This window comes from Kribbella sp. NPDC054772, from assembly GCF_053611945.1.
Window position 1 is genome coordinate 180404 of record NZ_JBSHBJ010000009.1, and the last position, 21691, is coordinate 202094.

Genomic DNA, 21691 nt, shown 5'->3' on the forward strand with positions numbered 1-21691 from the left:
ACCCCACCCCTCACCCCCACCACAGCCCGACCACTAGCCACCTCCGTGGCCTGACTCCCACCCCCCCCCCCCCCCCCCACCGCGTGGGGCGACTGCGGCTACTTCTTCTGGTTCAGGCTGTCGCTGATGCCCTTGTCGAACTCCTCGGCGTTCTTCATGATGCTGTTGAACATCTCCTTGAAGTCCTCGATGCCCTTCACGGCGAGGTTCAGGCTGGTGTCGAACTGGTTGTAGGTGTTCCGGATGACCTCGCTGGACTGCTTGAAGACCAAGCCGTCCTCGACCAGGTGGTTCACCTTGTTGCGCAGGTTGACGATCAGCGGAACGATTTGCTCGTGGGCGTTGTGCAGGAGGTTGGCGACCTCGGTGATCTTGCCGTACTCGAGGTTGATGCCGTCGTACGCCATGACTGCGCTGCCTTTCAGTAGGTAACCGGGATGTAGGTGTCGTCCGGGGTGTTCTTGTCGATGCTCTCCTGCGTCTCGACCCAGTCGGCCGAGGTTCCGTCGGAGTTGTCCGGCCCACGGGTGTAGTCGTGTGTGGTGCCGTCGCTGTCGGTCGAGTGCTTCGTTCCGCTGCCGTCGGACTTCAGGGCGATGTCGGCGGTGTCCTTCTTGCCGTCGGAGTCGGTGCTGGTCGTGGTCGTCGTACTGCTGCCGTCGTCCTTCAGGTGCGTGTCGTCGTGCACGGTGCTGCCGTCCGGATACGTGCTGTCGGTGATCATGTGGTTCTTGCCGTCGTGCGTGGTCACCGACGTGTACGTCTTCCCGTCGTACGTGACCGTGGTCTCCTCCTTCACCACGTTGCCCTTGTCGTCCAGGGTCAGGTGGGTGTGGATGTTGCCGCGGTCCGTCGTGATGGTCTGGTCGAGCGGCTGCTGCCCGGGGTCCTTGGCGCTGCAGAAGTCCGGCGCCTTCTGGCCGGCCGGGATGTTCTCGCACTCGCTCTTGTGGGACTGGTAGTAGTCCCACTGGTCCTTCTGGTGCTGCCAGTTCGACAGCGCCAGGTTGGTGTTCGTGACGTTCATGCCCTGGGCGATCTCGGCGTCGAACTGCAGGAACGCCTCGCCGACCGACCCGAACGAGGTGGCCAGCTCCTTCAGGCCCTTCTCGGCCTTGGTCATCGTGCCTTGCGCGTTCGTGTGCAGGCTGGTGATCGCGGTGTCGATCTCGCTGCTGCCGAGAATGCTCGAACTGTCCTGCCCCGCCAGCGTGCTGAACAGGCTGTCGTTCAGGGTCGGCTCGATGTTGTTCGCCAGTTCTTCCAGGTTCCGCTTGGCGTCGTTCAGCAGGTTGTAGTTCATCTTCAGTTTGTCCGGCACGGCGTTGCCTCCTCGAACGCGACGGCTCCACCCTGACCACGCTCCAGCCCCGCCCGGGGTTCATTCCGATCATTCGAATGAACCTGACGGCCCGCTGCGGCGTGGTCAGGGTGGGAGAACGGATCACCAGGGAGGGTGCATGCCTCGGCCGACCGACTGGGACGCGATCGGACTCGGCAGCGACCCGACCCCGGGAGAGCCCGAGACGATCGGGCAGCTCGCCGAGGTGCTGCAGAAACTCGGCGGCAAGGCGCGGGACATCTTCAACGCCATCCAGTCGGTGATGAACACCAACAACGACAGCGTGTTCGTCGGTCAGGCCGCGGACGCGTTGCGCGGCAAGGTGGACGACCGGTTGCGCGGGCATGTCGAGGACGTGGCGAACGCGTTCGAGACCTCGGCGCAGGCGCTGCGGGACTGGCGCGGTGTGGTCGAGGAGCAGCAGCGCAAGGCCGACGCCGCGCTCGCCGCCGGGCGTGGCCTCAAGGAGGACGACCCGGAGCGGGACACCCAGAAGGGCATTGCGGAGCAGGCCGGTAAGGACCAGTCCGACCAGGCCTCGACGTACTCCGGACGGATCAACGGGGTCTCCGACATCCAGCTGCCGATCTCGTCCTGCGAGGCGTTCTGGGAAGCGTTCAAGTGGCTGGCGATCATCCTGATCATCCCGGCGCTGATCTTCGGCGGCCCGATCGCGCTGCTCGCCCTCGGCGTGAACCTGGCGCTGTTCATCAAGACCATCGTCGACGTCGCGAACGGTGACGCCAGCTTCCTCGACCTGTTCCTGGCCGGCCTCGGCCTGATCGCGCCGACCACCAAGGCACTGCCGATCTTCAGCATCATCAAGGGCATCGCGAGCGGGATCGGCGCCGGCGTCAAGGGCGTCGCGAACGCCTTCCGGAACATCTTCAGCAAGGACTTCCTGTTCAAGGCGATGACCGGGCTGAAGGGCCTGCCGTTCATCGCCACGCTGTCGATCAAGGAGACCGGGCTGTTCGTGGTCTCGAACATCCGGAACTTCGGCATCTCGGTGGGGAACTTCGGCGCCAACTTCGGCAAGATCTCACTCGGCGCCCTCGGCAAGTTCGGTACGGCGTTCACGCAGCTGCCGGCCACGATCGTCAGCGGCTTCAGCGCCCTCGGCAAGGGCATCGCCACGGTCTGGAACGGCAGCAAGCAGTTCATCTCGGCGCACTTCGGCGGCCTGCAGTGGACCCGGCTGATCCTGCCGGTCGCGGCAGACGAGATCCGGGCCTTCAAAGCGCTCGGTATGACGGACTTCCAGGCCTTCACCCAGGCTCTGAAGGTCGGCGTGTTCGGCCGCGGGATCGCCGGTCAGCACGTGTTCGGCCTGCCGATGGTGAGCGCGCTCGGCCACACGGTCAGCGCGATCCCGATCAACACCCCGAAGCTCAGCTTCATGGGGAACGTGAAGTCGTTCTTCGACGGCATGATGAAGCCGCCGCCCCTCGAGCCGGCGGTGCACGTCAACGGCTTCGGGCTGTCCATCGAGTCCGGGTTCACCGCCGGCAAGGCGTTCCAGGACCTGCACATGCCGCCGATGAACGAGTTCAACGGCAACATCATCGGGCAGAGCGTGAACCCGCCGACCGTGGTCACACCGGGCGGCGTACACCTGCCCGCGACCGCCGGGACGAACGGCTTCGCCACCAACATCCCGTCGCCGCACATCGGCCAGCCGTCGGTCAACGGGGTCAACGGCCTCAACGGGGTGCAAGGCGTCAGCGGCGTCCAGGGGATCCACGGGCTGGTCGAGAACCTCCCGGCCGGTCACGTCGGCGTCCCCGGCGCGACCAACGTCTCAATCCCGGGTACGGCGATCTCGACCGCGCACCTGAACGGCGGCGTACACGTGAATCCGCCGGCCACCAACGTCGGCTCGCTCCACGTCTCGACGCCGCAGTCCACGAGTGTCAGTGACCTGGTCAGCTCCGGACTGCGGAACAACACCCCGACCATCTCGACGCACTTCGCGACCTCGATCAACGAGGGTGTCTCGCACGGCTTCCAGGCCAACCACCTCCGGCTCTCGCTGGACGAGCTGACCCGCCCGCCGACGCCGTCCGCGACCACCGGCGGCCACACCGTGAGTCCGCCGACCGTCGACCGGGTGAACGCTGCGCTGGACCTGGTCACCGGTGGGCCCGCGGACCTGAAGATCGGTGCCCCGGGCAACCTGCGGGCCGACGTACCGACGTTCAACGGGGTGCAGAACGTCGCGACGCCGCCGACGGCCCATGTCCAGCCGGTGACGCTGCCGAAGACCGACGTACCGATCCAGACGCAGATGCAGCCGGGGCACTCGTTCGCCACCGGCAAGACCGAGATCCCGCTGAACGGGCTGCCGGACCACCCGGGCCTCGCGGTGAAGGTGGAGCGGTTCGAGGGTGGGGTGACCCAGTTCAACCTGCACGGCGGCGGGCCGAACGGGCGCCTGGACCCGCTGAACGGCGGCGGGTTGCGGTTCACCGACACCTCGACCGGTGTCACCACCCGGTTCGACAGCAACGGGATCGTCGTCGACCACGGGGTGCGGCTGACCAAGGCCGACGGCCTGGCGCGGATCGACGACCGGGTGCTGATCAAGCAACCCGACGGTGGGTTCCGGATCACGAGCCTGGACGGCAGCGCCGTACCGGACCAGCTGACCATCAAGGCGCTCGACACCGGCGGCGTCAACGTGCTCGGCAAGGACGGCATGTCCTGGCACTACAACGCCAACGGCAAGCTCGAGAGCCAGTCGGTGAACGCGTCCTGGAACAGTGACCTCGCGGCCAAGGCCGGAGTCTTCCGCAAAACGGGCGACACCGACGCCGCCGTGAACGCCAAGATGGACGATTTCACCGGCGTCCAGCAGGCGCAGAAGAACCTCGACATCGCCCACGAGAACGTGGCGATCCACGGTGACCGGGTGGACGGTCCGTCGAACGCGCCCTCGGTCGGCGACCAGGTGCACATCGATCTGCACGGCGCGCAACACGATCTGGACCTGGCGAAGAACGCGTTCCAGGACAAGCACGGCCTGAGCGTCGACGGTCTGCAGAAGCAGCTGGACGACCTGACGACGGAGTCGCTGAACCTGCGCCCCCGGTTGCTCGGTTCGGGCCGGACGATGACGTACGACGTACCTGGCAACGCCGGTGTGAAGTTCGACATCAGCGGTGGTCAGGTCACGGTTCACGGTCCCGGCTCGGAGGAGTTCACCTCGTCGGTCGCGGGCAAGGCGCTGACCATCACCAATACCTCGACGGGAAACAGCTGGACGTACAGCCTCGGATTCGGTGGTCGCGCCAACCATGTGGGCGAGTCGTTCTCACTGCACGGCGGTCAGTTCAACGGCAAGCCGGTGTCGCTGGAGGGCAAGCTCGGCGAGTTCCATAGCGGAGTCGTGGACGGCAAGTTCCCGGTCAAGGTGACCGACGACGGGCTCGTGGTCGCGTCACCGCACGGCCCGATGAACTACACCCGCGACGGCGAGTTCCACAGCATCGGGTCGACGGCGACCGGCGACATGACGCGCCCGGTCCCGCCGCCGCACCTCAAGGGCGCCGACCTGGCCCGGTGGAACGCGCAGGTCGACCTGTCCCGGACGCACCTCACCGAGGCCGCGGGCAACAAGGGTGTCGAGACCCTGATGAAGGACGTGATGGGTGGTTCCTTCACGTCCAAGCGCGGCTTCGGCGGGTACGTGAACCCGACCGCGCTGGCCGACGGCACCCTGGTCGCGAAGGTGAAGACCTTCGACACCATCGCCAAGGACCTGCAGTTCAAGGGCGCGACCGACAACATCACCGTGTACCGCGGGGTGTCGATGGACCCGGCCAGCGCCCAAGCGGACGAGTTCCTCGAACGGCTGCCGATCTCGACCTCGAGCACGCTGAAGTTCCAGGACGACTGGGCGAAGAACGGCGTGGACTCGAACCGGGTCGTGTTCAAGATCGACTCCCCGCCGAACCACAGCAAGCTCTCGATGTCGTACCCGGAGGGCTACCACCCGGGTGGCACCGAGGCGAAGGCGTGGAACCAGGACCAGTGGGAGATCACCCTCGGGCCCGCCAAGTTCACCCGTACCGGCCCGGACTTCTTCGAGAACGGGCACCGGATCATCCCGGTCAAGGCCGAGCCGATCCCGGCCGGCCGGTTCGACGAGGTGATCACCGAGAAGTGGCCGGGGCTGTCCTCGGAGACCGCGTTCGGCGACTTCGTGAAGGCCTTCGACGCGCCGAACCTGCGGGGCTTCGAAGGGCTCGAGGACATCACCACCCGGGCCACCACCAGCGTCGACGGGCTGTCGCACACCGTCCACGTCGGCAAGCCGGGTTCCGTGGACGAACTGACGATCTCGGTACTGCGGGATCCGCAGACCGACTCGGTCCGGGTGATCTGGACCGTCGACGGGGCGAACAAGTTCGACAAGACCTGGAGCGGGCAGCAGTTCTCGAACCTGGCCACCGACCTGCGGGGCGGCGTACTGCACAACAACGACCAGTTCGTCGGGATGCCGAAGCCGGCGGCCTGGGACCAGGTGCCGGGCAAGGGCAAGGGGATCGCCAAGGCCTGGGACGACGACTTCGCGGCCCGGTTCGAGGTGTTCCGGTCGCCGGGCGACACCGGCGCGATGGTCGGCGCGAAGATGGACGACTTCGTGAACGTCCAGAAGGCGCAGGCGAAGGTGGATGCCGCACTGCAGGACGTGCGGACGTACGGTCACCGCGCCGACGGTCCCTCGGACGGGCCGCCGGTCGGGGCGAAGATGTTCGTCAACCTGTGGAAGGCGCAGGACCAGCTCACCCAGGCGAAGGCGACGTTCGACGCCAAGTACCGGCTGAAGGCGGACGACCTCCAACTCCAACTCGGCAAACTCCTCGACCAGTCCCTGAAGGACCGCCCCCGCCTCGTCGGCGGCATGGACGGCCGCAGTACGCCGGACCTCACCGACACCACCGTCCACACGCCCCCGCCCACCACCCACACCACACCCACGCCCCTCACGACGCACGGTGGTGCGCCGCAGCCCAACACGCATGGGGCTGTGCCGGATCCTGCGGCTCCCGGTGCGCCTCCGCCGCCTGCTCCGCCTCTGGCGGCGCACCTTGCGCCGCCGCCTCCTCCGCCGCCTGTAGTGCACAGCGGGGGTTCTGGGCACGGAGCACCGCCGCCTCGCCCGCAGCGGGTGGTGGCGCCGGAGTTTCGGAAGGAGTTCGACAGCGCTTCGTTCGGGACCGAGAGCGAGCTCGGTGGGTTCGTGGTCGCGATGCCGGAGGGCACGCACCGGGTGTTCGCGTTCGTGAAGAAGGTCGACACCAACGAGTCGCTGGTGATGGTGACCAAGGACATGAACAACGGCGTCTACCGGAACCCGGGCGACCTGCCCGGTGCCCGCGCCGGCAACTGGACGACGCACACCGTCGAGCTGGTCAACTACCCGTCCCGCGTCGCCGACCAGACCGGTATCGCGCTCCGCGACGACGCCACCCAGTTCTTGCTGGACACGTTCAAGAGCCGCCTCTCCGGCGCGAACCACCACCCGCTGGAGTCGGTGGTCAGCCCCGACGGCCGCTTCAAGCTGGAGATCACGAACGGCCGCCACGTGATCGCCGGCGGCAACGGGATGAACCTGGACGACGTCGGCTCGGTGAAGATGCCGCTCGGCGGCCAGCAGATCACGGTCGGCGTGAAGGCGACGGACTTCGGCAGCGACCTGACCACCGAGCTGCGGCTGCTCCGCGACAACCCCTGGTACAACGCCGAGTTCCGCACCGACGACGCCGTACGGAACCTGGATCGCGGCACGCTCGACAATCCCGAGGCGGTCGAGTCGGCGTACACCTATCTGAAGTCGATCATCAGCTTCACCGCGAAGCAGGTGGACAAGCACAGCATCCCGATCGGGGTCTACCCGGGCGCCGCGCCGTTCCACAGCCTGACCGACCCGGTGGTGAAGAACGGCTGGTCGGTGCTGCCGCGGACCCGGCCGAACATCGTCCTGGAGGGCCTGTCGGACGTCGACAAGGCCGCGACGCTGAAGCTGCTCCGGGAGATGCCGGAGATCGGCGACGGGACGATCTGGCGCGAGTCCAAGTCGTACATCCTGGGCGGTGGCGAGGTCGCCGGACACGGCATCAACGACGCGGTGATCGGCGGCCAGAAGGCGCTGCTGTTCGAGTTCCGTGAGGTCCCGGACGGCCTGAAGCACCTGGTCCCGACGCACAAGCTGCCGACCACGTCGATCACCGACCTGCTGGCCGATCTCGGCGGCGGTCGGCCCGCCGCGGTCCGCAACATCAACGGGTTCATCGGCAACGCGGACAACAGCGGCGACTTCGCAGGCTGGTTCCGGGACAAGTTCCCGAACCACGCGACGAAGACCGACCAGCGCGTGATCACCATCTCCACGGTCCAGCAGAAGGCCGAGTGGATGATGACGCACCAGCCGCAGGCCTGGGACCAGGTCCTGGCCGGGCAGGAGCCGGTGATCGTGCGGACCGTGCAGATGCCGCAGATCCAGCAGCACCCGCTCGGCGGGGCGTTCGACAACCACGTGGTCGTCCGGCCGGAAGGCGGTACGCCGCACGTCACCGGCCCGAATGCACAGCACCTCACGCTCAACGACTTCGGCGACGACGGCTTCCGCATGGTCGGCCCCGACGGACGGACCCAGCGGTACGACGGGAACGGCGTACTGCTCGGGGACGGGATCCGTCTGCAGCACCCGCAGGGCAACCACTTCACCGAAGACATCCCTGGCGGCGGTACCCGCCTGGTCGACGAGCACGGCGTACAGATCCCGAACACGCAGCTCGAGCGGTTGCCGGACGGACGGTTCGTGGTCACGGACGGCCGGAACGGGCTCGGTTTCGGTGCCGACGGCAAGCAGCTCGACGTACGGGTACAGGTCGGCGGCCGATTCGGCGACCAGTGGGTGGTGCACCCGCTCGAGGGCCGTCCGCACGTTGCCGGTGACAACCAAGGGCTGTACCGCGTGGTCGACCTGCCGGACGGTGGTTTCCGCCTGATCGGCCCGCGCGGCCAAATGGCGCGGTACGGCGCGGACGGCGGCCATCTCGTCGACGGGACGATGCTGAACGACCCGTTCCACGTCCGCGGCTCGTTCTTCACCGAACTCGACGGCGCCGGCGGACTCCGAGCGGTCGACCTGCACGGTACGCCGCTCCCGCACACCACCGTGGACCACCTGCCGAACGGTCAGTTCCGCGTCGCGGACAACGCGCTCGGCGACGTGCGCTGGTACGGCCAGGACGGCCTGTACCGCGGCTCCGGCATCCGCGTCGCCGACCCGGCGCACCAGGGCCAGGTCTTCCTGTACCACGGTCTCGGTCGCGATCCGGAGCTGCTCGACAACGCCGGCGCGCACCTGCCCGGCACCGTCACGACGCTCGAGGGCGGCGGCTTCCGGGTCACCGAGGCGAACGGGATCGCCCGGACCTTCGACGACGCGGGAATCTATCTGGACCGGCGAATTCCCATCGGGCATGAGGTTGTCGTCCACGACGCCAACAACCACCTCACCCTGCACAACCCGACCGGCCCCGGCCGGACGGTCGAACACGTCCAGGGCGGCGGCTACCGAGTCGTTGACGGCGGCAACTACCACGTGTACGACGCCGACGGCGCGTTCCAGGCGCACGGTCACACGGTGAACCTGCCGGGCCAGACAGGCTTCCTGGAGATCACGGGGACCGGCGTGCAGCGACTCGACGTCGCCTACCAGCCGATCCCGGGCCGCAACGTCACGTTCGACGCGGCCGCCGGCGAGATCACCGTGACGCGCACCGGTGGGCACGACGTCTTCGACCTGAACGGCGGCGTGGTTCGGGAGGTCACGGACCTCGACGGTCACGGGCTCGGCGCCGGGCTCACGCGGGTCACCCGCGACCAGAACGGCGCGGTCACCTGGACCGACCGGAACGGAGTGCCGGTCCCGACACCGCACCGGGTTACGGTCGACGCGCAGGGCGGCGTACGGCTGGAGATCGACGTGCCGGGCGGCCCGCGGAACGGGGAGTTCCACGTGTTCTCCCGCGAGGGGAACCTCACCGAGCAGGGCTTCCCGGTGGTCCGCAACGGCCAGGCCACCGAGTTCACGTACGTCGTCAACCGGACCGACAACACGTGGCGCCGGGTGGACGGCGCGAACGTCGACGGGACCGGCGGCTTCCAGCACGGCGAGGTCGACATCGCCGGCCTGGACAACGGGCGGATCCGGCTGCAGAGCTCGACCGCCAAGGAGGTCGAGGTCTTCGAACGCCGGTGGCTGCCGGACGGCACGGTCCTGGACAGCTTCCGCAAGACCGACACCCTCGGGTACGGCTGGTTCGACCGGCGCACGACCTGGGCGACGTACGACGCCAATGGCGCGCTGACCAACTGGGGCAAGCGGCAGATGGACACCGGCGGGTCGGCGTGGCGCGACTACGACCACCACGGGAACACGGTGCGCGACTACCAGCAGGGTCTGCAGAAGTACGCGAACCCGATCGCCGAGCAGCCGACACCGCTGGGGAAGGCCGACAAGGAGATCACCGGTCACGTGCTGGCGATCAAGGACGGCCGGAACTGGACCTGGCACCGGTACGACGCGCATGGCCTGCACGTCGCGCAGGGCGGCCGCACCCTGGAGACGATCGGCGACGGCTGGACCGACACCGTCCGGGTCATGGAGAACGGCAACGAGGTCTCCAAGGTCGCGCAGCAGAAGTGGGGTATGTGGCACGGCCCGGACAAGGCGCGGCAGTATCAGGAGTTCAAGCTCGAACCTGGCGCGAACCACCCGACCCGCTCGGGCGAGTTCGAGGTCCAGTCGCCGCAACTGAAGTCGGTCGGCAAGGGCGAACTGCTGGACAGCGGCGCGCTGCTGACGACCGTCCGGCAGGGTGACCAGCGGCCGCCGATCTGGGTCCGGCAGAACTTCCTCGACAACCCGCCGACCACCGGCAGCGTCGCGCACATCGCCGGCGACAACCGGTTCCAGGTCTTCCGTTGGCAGACCAGCGGCGACGGCATCGACGCGGGCCAGGGGGTCCGGTACGTCGGCACGGACGAGTCGATCGTCGACGTGACCATGAACGGCGACTTCGTCCGCTTCAAGGGCAAGCTGCACGACGGCACCGAGCTGAAGGTCGGCGACCAGGCCACCGCCCCGGGTACGGCGCACCCGACGTCGACGACACCGTGGACGGCCGGTGACCTGAACGGCTGGCGGGTGTTCGACAACAACAACGGCTGGCGGGACGTCGCGGAGGTCGACGGGCTCCAGGGCTGGACCGTGGTCCGGGAGAGCCACCCGGGCGGCATCGTCCGCGAGTACACGCAACCGGCCGACCGCAACATCTGGGTCCAGCGGGACGCGCACGGCAACCTGGTCGGCAGCTCGCACCAGACCCCGGCCCCGGTCGGCGGCAACCATCGGTACGTCGTGGCTACCGGCGACGCCGACTCCTCGCGCTGGCGCTGGCAGGAGCTCGACCACAACGGCGTACAGATCGCCGGCCGCGAAGGGGATCGGTTCCACTTCAAGGGGTCCAGGGACGAAGGGATCAGCTGGGACAACTCGTTCCGCGACTTCGATGCCGCGGGCAACCTGATCCGCGACCGGCACCTGCTGGACGAGCGGCGATTCATCGAGTCCTGGCAGGACGGGAACCAATGGCGGGTTGCGGAGTTCGACAAGACCGGCGCCGAGGTGGCCGGCAGCACCCGGCTGGACCGGCAGTGGCGCGCCGCGGACGGGACCTTGCAGCAGAACTGGACCCCCGGCGCGCAGCACTTCCGCGACAGCCTGCCGCAGAACGGCCAGGTCGGGCCGCAGGTCGTCCGCGAGACGCCGCCGCACGTCGGCGACGGGCGGCCGATCCGGGTCCGCGAGTACAAGGTCGAGAACGGGCAGAGCGATCTCGCGCAATGGAAGGAGTTCGACTTCGACAAGGTCGTCCGCGAGCGGGTGAAGTCGGGGGACAACTTCCTCGAGACCGACAAGGTGCACGGCCAGTGGAAGCTGTACGACGAGCACGGTGCGGTGATCGGCGAGCGCTCGGACAACGGTCTGGTCTTCGAGATGCGGGACGGCAAGCTCACGCTGACCGGCAACGAGTTCGACTTCCGGGGCGCGATGACGGAGTACCGCGGCTGGAACACGCGGATCGGTGACACCCAGCGGCAGCCGTGGCTGATGCAGTCCGACTGGACGCTGTCCGACAGGACGCTGACACCGGGCGGCAACGCGTTCCGCGAAGCGAACTACGCGCCACTCTCGCGGCTGCTGACCCAGAAGGTGCTGATCCAGGCCGGGACCGAGTTCATCCTCGACTACGCGGCCAGCCTGATGATCGCGGGCATCATCGCCGAGGCGCAGAACAAGCCGTTCACCGGCAACGACGCGCTGAAGGCGCTGATGAACGCAGCCGTCGGAGCGACGCTGAAGTCGGTGGCCGGCGCGGCGCTCACCGAGACCAAGCTTGGCGGCTCGCTGCGGACGCTGAAACAGGACATGGGCAACCTGGACGGCGGCAAATTCATCACCAAGCGGCCGAACAACAACGACGCGACGTGGGGCGTGGAGTGGGCTGGCAACACCAGCCCGCTGCGCTGGCGTGGAGGCACCTTCGACTACAGCCTGAACATGTTGCTGCTGCCGCTCACCGGCTTCGTGAACGGCACCATGAACGCGGCGATCTTCGGCGTCCCGGACGCGAACGGGAAGACCGTCAAGCTGTCCGGCTGGGAGGCCGTCGGTGAGGGCGGGATCGCGGTGCTGAGCGGCTACGCGATCGCCAACAGCCTCGGCCTGGCGAAACTGGTCGGCGGGAACCTGGCGATCGGCCGGCTGTGGCAGAAGGGCGGCCTGGCCGAGATCGTGCTGACGATGCCGCTGCGGCTGTTCGAGAAGGGCATCGGCGGCGCGTTCCTGACCCCCGCGATCCGCGCGTCGATCAACCCGTCGTGGTATCAAGTTCCGCCGGTACTTCCTCCTGTCGAAGGAGCACAGTGACGAACCGCTACGTGGCGCCGAAGGGGCGCGGGACCTACCGCCGGATCACCGAGGCGCTGCGGGCCGCCGCGCCCGGTGACGTGATCGTCGTGAGCGCGGGCGAGTACGCCGAGCAGCTCCGGCTGGACCGCTCGGTCGCAATCGTCGCCGAGCCGGGCCAGGGCGGTGCCGTCGCGCTGGTCGGCGTACCGGGTGAGCCCGCGGTGGTGGCGGAAGGGCTGGAGTGCTCGCTGCGCGGGCTGGTGATCCGGGCCGCGGGTGACGACGGCAGTACGCCGGCCGTGGGCGTCGCGCCCGGGGCCGGGCTGATGCTGGACGACTGCACGGTCGTCGGCGGCCGGATCCATGCCCGCGGCAACGAAGGTGGCGGGCAGGGCACGGACCTGACCGGGTACGGCGTGACCACGCTGATGCTGCGCGGGACGCGGATCGAGAAGGGCCGGCTGGCCGCGCTGCACCTGTCCGGGCGGGTCCGGGCGAAGGTCGAGGACTCCGTCATCGACACGATCGACGGGATCGGCGTGGTGCTCTCGGGCAACGCGTTCCTGGAGGCGTCGCGGCTGCGGCTGAACACCACGTCCGGGTACGGCTTCCGGCTGCGCGGCTCCAGCCGGCTCGAGGCGACGGACGGCGTGATCCGCCAGACGGGAATGGCCGGCGTACTCCTGGAGGACTCGTCGAGCGCGACGCTGACCGACGTACGGATCGACCGGCCCGGCGGGCCCGGGATCCACGCGGCCGGTACGGCGAAGGCGACGCTGACCGACTGCCGCGTGCGGAACTCGCGGGCCAGCGGGCTCGTGGTGCAGGACCAGGCCGACCTGACAGCGTCCGACTGCATCGTCGCCGACGCGGGCGCGAATGCCTTGCTGGCTTCGGATTCCGCCACGGCGACGTTGACCGACAGCCGCTTCGACCGCTCGGTCTACAGCGCCGTCCACCTCACCGGTACGTCGGTGGTGCGGTTGACGGACTGTCTGGTTCGCGAGGGCGCGGAGCACGGCGTCCACGCGACCGCGTCGTCGCGGGTTGAGCTCACCAGATGCGGGATCGCCGACGTTGGGTTGACGGGAGTTTCGATCGTCGACGGCGCGGCGGCCGAAGCGGTGGACTGCCGGGTCAGCGGCGGCGGGACCGGCGTACACCTGGAGTCTTCGGTGGCGACCGGGTTCCGCGGTACGTCGGTCAGCGGTACGGTCGGGACCGGGATCGAGCTGGCGGGCGCTGGGCTGGCCACGCTGGACGCCGTACGCGTCAGTGCGTCCAAGGCCGCCGGGATCGTGGTCGGGACCGGCGCCGCGGCCGAGGTGACGAGCAGCACGATCGAGGAGTGCGGCGGGTCCGGGCTCGTCGTGTGGTCGGGGGCGAGGCCCGCCGTACGGGCGTTGCGGGTCGCGAGTGTGGCGAAGAACGGGATCTACCTGGCGGAGAAGGCGGCTGGGACGTATTCCGACTGCGATGTGACGGGGACGAAGTACCCGGCGCTGCACTTGAGCAAGACGTCCGCGCCGGTGTTCCAGCATCTCCGGATCCGCGACTGCGTCGAGGCGGTCGGGCAGGAGGACGGGGCGAACCCGAAATTCGAGGACTGCACCGTGGACGGCGTACCGATGAACGCGCCGACACCGGCGCTCGCGGCGGCCGCGAGCGTGCCGGGGGTTGCGCCGACGCCGACGGCCGGGCTGGACGAGAGCATGCCGCCGGACGACGAGACGCTTGAGGACGTGCTCGCCGAGCTCGACGAGCAGGTTGGGTTGGACCGCGTCAAGCGTGACGTCCAGTCGATCGTGAAGCTCATGCAGACGGTGCGGATGCGGCAGGAGGCGGGTCTGCCCGCGCCGCCGCTCTCGCGGCACTTGGTGTTCGCGGGCAATCCCGGTACCGGTAAGACGACGGTGGCGCGGCTGTACGGGCGGGTGCTGAAGGCGCTCGGTCTGCTCCGCAAGGGGCACTTGGTCGAGGTTGATCGGACGGGGCTCGTCGGCGAGTACGTCGGGCACACCGGTCCGAAGACGACTGCGGCGGTGAATCAGGCGCTCGGTGGCGTGCTGTTCATCGACGAGGCGTACTCCCTGGCACCCGTTGGCATCGGCAACGACTTCGGCGCCGAAGCCATTGCCACGTTGGTGAAACTGATGGAGGACCACCGGGACGACCTCGTGGTGATCGTTGCCGGGTATGTGAACGACATGTCGCGCTTCATCGGGTCCAACCCCGGTCTGTCGTCACGCTTCACCCGGACGTTGATGTTCGAGGACTACACGGCCGCCGAGCTCGTGGCGATCGTCGAACACCAGGCCGGCGGTCACCAGTACGAGGTCACCACAGACGCCCGTACGGCGCTCTCCGACCTCTTCGAACGCATGCCCCGCGGCGAAGGCTTCGGCAACGGCCGCTCCGCCCGCCAGATCTTCCAGGCCATGACCGAACGCCAGGCCCACCGCCTCTCCGAACTCACTGCCCCCACCCCCGAACAACTCGTAGCCCTCGAATCAGCCGACCTCCCCGAAACCGCCTGAACCCACCCGCAACCCCCACATATCGCTCCGAAGCCACCGAGTCGTGCCGTTTGGTCGCTGACGCGTTTGCCCAGTCGTGGAGTGTGGTCCCGGATCACCAGCCAGTCCTCACGAGTCGACGGATCGCGGGTGTGGTTGTCGGGTGGGTGCGCGGGCGAGCGGATCAGGCGGCGAGCACTTCGAGTGACGAGCACGCCGTACGGGCGTCCCTCGCGCGCGTGCCCGATGCGTCCCTCGGCCGGTCGAGTCGTGGCGGTTGGTCGGTGGTGCGTTTGCCGAGTCGTGGGTTGTGGTTCCGGATCGGCAGCCATTTCTCACGACTCGGCGGATCGTGAGCGGGTGCTGTCGAGCGGCACTCCAGGGCGGTTGTAACAGTAGAAGGTGGGATTTTCTCAAGGAGAGTTGTTTTGAGTAGTGACAGTTCGCGGTAAGTCGCTTACGGTTTGGCCGCATGACGATGACGCGACGTGGGTTGCTGGTGGGCGCTGGGGCGGTTTTGGCCGGCGGGATGGTGGGGGTGCCGGCGTGGGCGGCGCCGGGTGGGTTGCCGCCGACGCGGCGGTTCGCGCTCGATGGGTCGGGTGGTGAGCTGTTTCGGAGCAAGCCGTTGGCGGATGTGACCGTGATGCAGTCGATCGCCTTCGACAACGCGAACCAGCGGCTGTTCGCCGGCCAGTTGCGCGCGGGGTCGCCGGCCAACAGCGGTGATCTCACGCTGACGCAGCTCACCACGGCCGGCGACGTCGTCGGGCACATGTACCTGAGCGGTTTCGGCCATGCGGTCTCGATCGGTGCGGAGGCAGTCGGGCGTACGACGTACCTCTGGACCGAGACCGACGTGGATACGGTGAATGGGCGTGGTCGTCAGGTTGCTCGGTTCCGCTGGCGGGACGGTGCGACGTTGACGAAGGATTCGCCGGGGCTGCGGAGTTGGAAGCCGGTCGCGGACGGCGCACTGTTCACGCCGTCGGTCGATCAGCAGCACGGCCGGATCGCCATTCGGCATACCCAAGCGGACGGCTTTCACATCAACGTGTACTCGCTGTCCGCGGCGCGGGCCGGCAACTTCTCGAACGTGCTCGCGTCGTTCAAGCAGCCCGCGATGACTGCCGGCATCGACTTCCAGGGCTGGGCGCTGTACGGCTCGTACGTCTACCTCTGGGAGGGCGAGGCGTACTCCGGCACGCCTGACCCCGCACAGTTCACGTCGAAGCTGTGGACCTACGACATCACCACCGGCGAGATCGTCGAGTCGGTTCGCATCCTCGACGGCGGCGACCTCGTCTACCGCGAGGCCGAGGGCGTCGGCGTGCATCTCGACCGCTTCGGTTGTCCCCGGCTCTGCTTCGGCTTCGCGTCCGGTGTCGGCGGGGATCGCCGCGCCAACCTCTTCTACCGCGACTCGTTCGTCTAACACCCGTCGCCGAGAAGTTCTCAGAAGTTTTTGTTCGAACTAATGACACTTCTCGGTAAGAGACTTACCGTCGAACGGTATGGACAACCTCTCCCGCCGTGGGTTGCTGACCGGGGCCGGCGCGCTGATCGCCGCCGGCACGGTCGGTCTTCCCGCCGCCACCGCCCGGACCCTGTCCCTGCCCGCCTCCAAGCGCTTCAAGATGAGCGCGACCACCAACGAGTTCTTCCGCAGCCAGCCGCTGCACGACGCGACGGTGATGCAGTCGTTCGCGTTCGACACCCCGAACGACCGGCTGTTCGCCGCGCAGTTGCGGGGCGGCAGCGGGGCGAACAGCGGTGATCTCGCGCTGACCCAGCTCGACTTCGCCGGCAACGAACTCGGGTACATGTACCTCACCGGCTTCGGCCACGCGGTCTCGATCGGCGCCGAGGGTTCCGGGAGTACGACGTACCTCTGGACCGAGACCGACGTGGACACCGCGAACGGGCGCGGCCGGCAGATCTGCCGGTTCCCGTGGCAGAACGGGAAGACGCTGACATCGGCATCGGTGACGAAGTGGAAGCCGGTGTCGAACGGGACCGTGTTCACACCAGCCGTCGATCAGCGCTTCAACCAGCTCGGTGTGCGGCACTCGTTGTCGGATGGCATGCACATCAACGTGTACTCACTCGCGGCCGCACGGACAGGCGATTTCTCGACGGTACTGGCGTCCTTCAAGCAGCCGGCGTTGACGTCCGGGATCGACTTCCAGGGGTGGACGTTGTACGGATCGTACGCGTACTTCTGGGAAGGCGAGGCGTATCCGGGTGCGCCCGACGAGACCAAGGCGACGTCGAAGCTGTGGTGCTACGACATCAACGCCGGTCAGCTCGTCGACTCGTTCCTGACGCTGGCCGGGAAGAGCCTGACCTACCGTGAGCCCGAAGGAATGGCGGTCTACGGCTCGACGGACGCGACGGCACGCCTGTACTTCGGCTTCGCGTCAGGCGTCACCGGCGACCGCCGGGCCAACCTCTTCTACCGCAACACCTTGGTCTAAAGGCGTTACTGGGCGACGCCGTACAGACGATCACCGGCGTCGCCCAGGCCCGGGACGATGTAACCCTTCTCGTTCAGGTGCGAATCCATGCCGGCGATCACCAAGTTGCAGGGGACATCGAGGTCGGTGAGTTCGCGTTCGACGCGCTGCACGCCTTCAGGGGCCGCGAGCAAGCAGATCGCGGTGATGTGGTCGGCGCCGCGGTCCACCAGGAACTGGATCGCGGCCGCCAGCGTCCCGCCGGTGGCCAGCATCGGGTCGAGCACGTAGCACTGCCGCCCGGACAGGTCCTCCGGAAGCCGTTCGGCGTACGTCGACGCAGTCAGCGTCTCCTCGTTGCGCACCATGCCGAGGAACCCCACCTCGGCGGTCGGGAGCAGCCGGGACATGCCCTCGAGCATGCCGAGGCCGGCCCGCAGGATCGGGACGACCAGCGGCTTCGGCGAGGCGAGCTTCACGCCCTGCGCCTCCGCGACCGGTGTCTGCACCGTGACCGGACCGGTCCGCACGTCCCGCGTCGCCTCGTAGGCGAGCAACGTGACGAGCTCCTCGGTCAGCCGCCGGAACGTGGGTGAGTCCGTGCGCTCGTCCCGCAGCGCGGTGAGCTTGTGAGCGACGAGCGGGTGGTCCACGACGAGGATCTGCATAAGCCGGAACGGTACCGTCGGCGATTCGCGGCGCGAAAGCGTGCGCGCTGTCAGACTGGGAACCGCATTGGAATCTGCCCTGAATTCGCCCCCCAGGGAGTACGCCGATGACTGAGAAGACGCCCGAGCAGTTGGACCGCCTCCGTCGTCGCGCAGCCTTTCTGCGCGAGCGGGACGAGGCCCGCGCACTGCGGGACCGGATCGCGCCGCGGCGGGCGCGGGTCCGGCAGTTGCGGGAACTGATGCGCAGAGCGACGTACCATCACTGACTGTTGACGGGTGTTGGTGGATCTGATACCGCTCCGAGATCGCGTGCGCCGCCGGAGTCTGGGACGATGACCCGGTGTCCGATGTCACAGCAGGGCAGATGACCACCGACCTCGATTTCGCGGTCGCCGCCTACACCGAGGACGGGAACTGGACGGTCACCCCGCTGGTACTGCGTGGTGAGCCGGACCTGTCCACGGTGGTGTCCGCGCTCCGCCGGTACCCCGGTGAGGCCGGCGTGCTCGGGATGGTCTCGGTGGACGAGGACTTCTTCGTGCTCGTCCGGGTGCTCGGTGGTCGCGCGCGGCTGCTGATCTCCGACGTCACCGCCGCCACCGAGTGGCCGCTGGCCCGGCAGGTCGTCGACGAACTCGACATCCCGCTGGCCGATGACGACGACGAGCAGGTCCCGGCCGGTGACCTGACGATCATCGCCGACCTGGGGATGACCGCGATGGACCTCGGTGCGCTGTGCGACGACGTCGACCTCTACCCGGAGGAGATGCTCGAGGAGATCGCCGAGACGCTCGGGTTCGGCAACCAGTTCCACGACGCGATCGAAGCCCTTGGCTAGCCCGCTCCTGCGGCGGGAGTGGTCGAGGTTGATGGCGCTCGCCCTGGAGGAGGGCGAGCTCGCGCTGCCCGACGTACCGATCGGGGCCCTGGTCGTGGACGAGGGTGGCGAGATCATCGGGCGCGGTCACAACGAGCGGGAGACGACCGGTGATCCGACCGCGCATGCCGAGGTCGTGGCGATCCGGGAGGCGGCGCGGCATGTCGGCGAGTGGCGGCTGACCGGCTGCACGCTGGTGGTCACGCTGGAGCCGTGCACGATGTGCGCCGGGGCGATCGTGCTGTCCCGGCTGGACCGGCTGATCTTCGCGGCGTACGACGAGAAAGCCGGCGCCGTGGGCTCGCTGTGGGACGTCGTCCGGGACCGGCGGCTGAACCATCGGCCCGAGGTGGTGGGCGGTGTGATGGCCGATGTGGCCGGTGCTCGGCTGCGCGATTTCTTCATTCGTCACCGACCTTGATAGTGTCCTCGGCGGTGGCGTGTCCGAGCGGCCGAAGGAGCGCGCCTCGAAAGCGCGTGACGGGCAACCCCCGTCCGAGGGTTCAAATCCCTCCGCCACCGCCATGGAGTTGGATGGTTCCGCACGGAGTGTGGAACCATCCAACTGCATATCAAGTGCTGTGGGATTTGGGAGGAGCCTGCGACGGTTCCCTCCGCCACCGCCAAACCGCCCCTCGGGGTGGGACAGAGCCGGAGACCCTGATGCTGTGTGATGCGTCAGGGTTTTCGTCTCTCTGGACCTGACTCGGGACGCTCGACGAGAGGGCCCCTATGGATGTTGAGGAGCTCGACCGGATCCTGCTCGGCGGGGCCGCGGTCCTGCTCGTCGCGGTCGTGGCGGTCCGGTTGTCCGGCAAGATCGGGCTCCCGTCACTGCTCATCTATCTCGGGATGGGCCTGGCGCTCGGCGAGGCCGGACCGGGACACATCCACTTCGAGGACGCCAAGCTGGCGCACGCGCTCGGGTTCGCCGCGCTGGTGGTGATCCTCACCGAGGGCGGTCTGACGACCCGCTGGAACGAAGTACGACCGGTGATGCCGCTGGGGCTTGTGTTGGCGACCGTCGGGGTCGCGGTGAGTGTCGGCGTGGTCGCGGGTGTGGCGCACTTCGTGCTGGGGCTGAGTTGGCAGCTGTCCGTGCTCCTGGGGGCCGTGACGTCGCCGACGGACGCGGCGGCGGTGTTCTCAGTACTGAGACGGGTGCCGGTCCGTCCACGCCTGCGTGGAGCGCTGGAGGCGGAATCCGGTCTGAACGACGCCCCGACTGTGTTGCTCGTCACACTCGTGAGCACCGGCGAGGTCGGCGACAAGGGCCTGCTGGCATTCAGCGGGCTGGTGCTCTACGAGCTGATCGTCGGTGCCCTGTTCGGCCTGGTGATCGGGTGGGTGAGCGTCGGCCTGATCCGCCGGATGGCCCTCGGCTCGGCCGGTCTGTATCCGCTCGCGGTCCTCTCGGTCGCGTTCATCTCGTACGCCGGAGGCTCGGTCCTGCTCCACGTCTCGGGCTTCGCGTCGGTGTACGTGACGTCGCTGGTGCTCGGGCGGGCGGAGCTGCCGCACCGGATGGCGACCCGGTCGTTCGTGGACGGCATCGCCTGGTTGGCGCAGATCGGGTTGTTCGTGATGCTCGGGCTGCTGGCGTCGCCCGGCCGGTTCCGGTTGAACGACGTCGTGCTCGCGCTGGTGATCGGGTTCTCGGTCACGGTGGTCGGGCGGTTCGCGTCGGTGGCGATCTCGGCGGCGCCGTTCCGGTTGCCGTGGGCGGAGCGGACGTTCATCTCGTGGGCCGGGCTGCGCGGCGCCGTACCGATCGTGCTGGCGACCATCCCACTCTCCGAGGGAGTGCCGCACGCGGACCGGATCTTCGACGTGGTGTTCGTGCTCGTGCTGCTGTTCACGTTGCTGCAGGGGCCGTCACTGCCGTGGCTCGCGAAGCGGCTGAACGTGCTCGACGAGAACGCGGCGCACGAGGTGGACATCGACGTGGCGCCGCTGGAGTCGCTCGGCGCGGACATGATCCAGGTCCAGATCCCGAGCGAGTCCCGGCTGGCCGGTGTCGAGATCGGCGAGCTCCGGCTGCCGCCGGGCGTTTCGGTCTCCCTGGTCATCCGCGGCGAACGGGCGTTCGTCCCGGACCGCCGTACCGTGCTGCGGGCCGCCGACTCGATGCTGGTCGTCGCGCCCAGCCCGGTCCGCGAACAGACCGTCCGCCGCCTCCGGGCCGTGTCCCGGGCCGGCCGCTTGGCCGGCTGGTTCGGCGAACGCGGCCGCGAACAGCAGTAGCTGTCCGCGGCCGGTAGAGGTCAGTGCAGGGTCAGTTCGGGTTCTGGCCGGAGGGGATCGGCTGCGGGGTGCGGACGACCGGGAGGCAGACGGTGCTGCCGGCCGGGACCTGGACCGAGGGGATGCCCTTCAGCTTCACGGAGCCGAAGCTGGCGCCGATCACCAGGTCGACCGTGTGGTCGGTGCGGCCGTCGGCGATCAGCACGGCCTTCTGGTTCAACTGACCGGCGACCAGGAGCATCTCGGGGGCGGTCTCGGAGGCGCCGCGCAGCGACACCACGTCGGTCTTGTCGCCCTTGGGCTCGTTGGCGATCTTGCTGACGTTGAAGCCGCGCTTCTTCAGCACGTCCGCGACCCGGCCGGCCGAGCCCGCGCGGGCGCCACCGTTGTAGATGTTCAGGACGACCTGTTTCGGCACCAGGCGGTTGTTCGCGAGGTTCTGCTCGGTACAGGTCGGCTCGGCACTGCTGTTCACCAGCGACTTCCAGCCCCACCAGCCACCGCCGGCGAGAATTCCGAGCAGGATCACCATCGTGATCGGTGTACGCCACCGGAGCCGCGAGTGCGGCCTCGGTTGCGGATGGATCGCTGTCAT

At 68.3% G+C, this 21691-nt stretch carries 12 protein-coding genes and 1 tRNA gene; 9 read left to right on the forward strand and 4 right to left on the reverse strand.

The window, feature by feature from the left end:
- Positions 1 to 98: 98 nt before the first annotated feature.
- Together ACWGID_RS17640 and ACWGID_RS17645 are read right to left on the reverse strand one after the other, a co-directional pair.
- Positions 99 to 407, reverse strand: coding sequence for a hypothetical protein (locus tag ACWGID_RS17640; protein WP_387767393.1), 309 nt, complete (start codon positions 405 to 407; stop codon positions 99 to 101).
- 14 nt (positions 408 to 421) lie between these two features.
- Complete coding sequence (locus ACWGID_RS17645; RefSeq protein ID WP_452197699.1) at positions 422 to 1321, reverse strand: hypothetical protein; 900 nt, start codon at positions 1319 to 1321, stop codon at positions 422 to 424.
- A 139-nt stretch (positions 1322 to 1460) separates the two neighbouring features.
- Between ACWGID_RS17645 and ACWGID_RS17650 the strand changes: the two genes are divergently transcribed.
- From ACWGID_RS17650 to ACWGID_RS17665, 4 genes are all read left to right on the forward strand, one after another.
- A complete protein-coding gene (locus ACWGID_RS17650; protein ID WP_452197701.1) occupies positions 1461 to 12350 on the forward strand; it encodes an actin cross-linking domain-containing toxin in 10890 nt (3629 codons plus the stop codon).
- Positions 12347 to 14869, forward strand: coding sequence for a right-handed parallel beta-helix repeat-containing protein (locus ACWGID_RS17655; protein ID WP_452197703.1), 2523 nt, complete (start codon positions 12347 to 12349; stop codon positions 14867 to 14869). Before ACWGID_RS17650 ends, ACWGID_RS17655 begins: the two co-directional genes overlap by 4 nt.
- A 451-nt stretch (positions 14870 to 15320) precedes the next feature.
- Positions 15321 to 16283, forward strand: a complete 963-nt coding sequence (locus ACWGID_RS17660; RefSeq protein ID WP_452197705.1) for a phage baseplate protein — start codon at positions 15321 to 15323, stop codon at positions 16281 to 16283.
- 79 nt (positions 16284 to 16362) lie between these two features.
- Entirely contained in the window at positions 16363 to 17325 is a 963-nt protein-coding gene (locus ACWGID_RS17665; RefSeq protein ID WP_452197707.1) for a phage baseplate protein, read from the forward strand.
- Positions 17326 to 17330: 5 nt separating this feature from the next.
- On the opposite strand, the gene upp is transcribed toward ACWGID_RS17665, so the two are convergent.
- A complete protein-coding gene (upp, locus tag ACWGID_RS17670; RefSeq protein ID WP_452197709.1) occupies positions 17331 to 17972 on the reverse strand; it encodes a uracil phosphoribosyltransferase in 642 nt (213 codons plus the stop codon).
- Positions 17973 to 18079: 107 nt separating this feature from the next.
- Between upp and ACWGID_RS17675 the strand changes: the two genes are divergently transcribed.
- From ACWGID_RS17675 to ACWGID_RS17695, 5 genes are all read left to right on the forward strand, one after another.
- On the forward strand, positions 18080 to 18241 hold the full coding sequence (locus tag ACWGID_RS17675; protein WP_452197711.1) for a hypothetical protein: 162 nt from the start codon (positions 18080 to 18082) through the stop codon (positions 18239 to 18241).
- A gap of 74 nt (positions 18242 to 18315) precedes the next feature.
- Complete coding sequence (locus tag ACWGID_RS17680) at positions 18316 to 18813, forward strand: tRNA adenosine deaminase-associated protein (RefSeq protein WP_452197713.1); 498 nt, start codon at positions 18316 to 18318, stop codon at positions 18811 to 18813.
- Positions 18814 to 18844: 31 nt separating this feature from the next.
- The gene (locus ACWGID_RS17685; protein WP_452197715.1) at positions 18845 to 19273 is read left to right on the forward strand and encodes a nucleoside deaminase; all 429 of its coding nucleotides are present in this window, start codon (positions 18845 to 18847) and stop codon (positions 19271 to 19273) included.
- Between the two features lie 13 nt (positions 19274 to 19286).
- Positions 19287 to 19377, forward strand: a tRNA-Ser gene (locus ACWGID_RS17690).
- A gap of 207 nt (positions 19378 to 19584) precedes the next feature.
- Positions 19585 to 21096, forward strand: a complete 1512-nt coding sequence (locus tag ACWGID_RS17695; RefSeq protein WP_452197717.1) for a potassium/proton antiporter — start codon at positions 19585 to 19587, stop codon at positions 21094 to 21096.
- A 31-nt stretch (positions 21097 to 21127) separates the two neighbouring features.
- Here ACWGID_RS17695 and ACWGID_RS17700 read toward each other — a convergent pair whose 3' ends face one another.
- Positions 21128 to 21691 (reverse strand): LytR C-terminal domain-containing protein, encoded by a 564-nt coding sequence (locus ACWGID_RS17700; RefSeq protein ID WP_452197719.1) that lies wholly within the window; start codon positions 21689 to 21691, stop codon positions 21128 to 21130.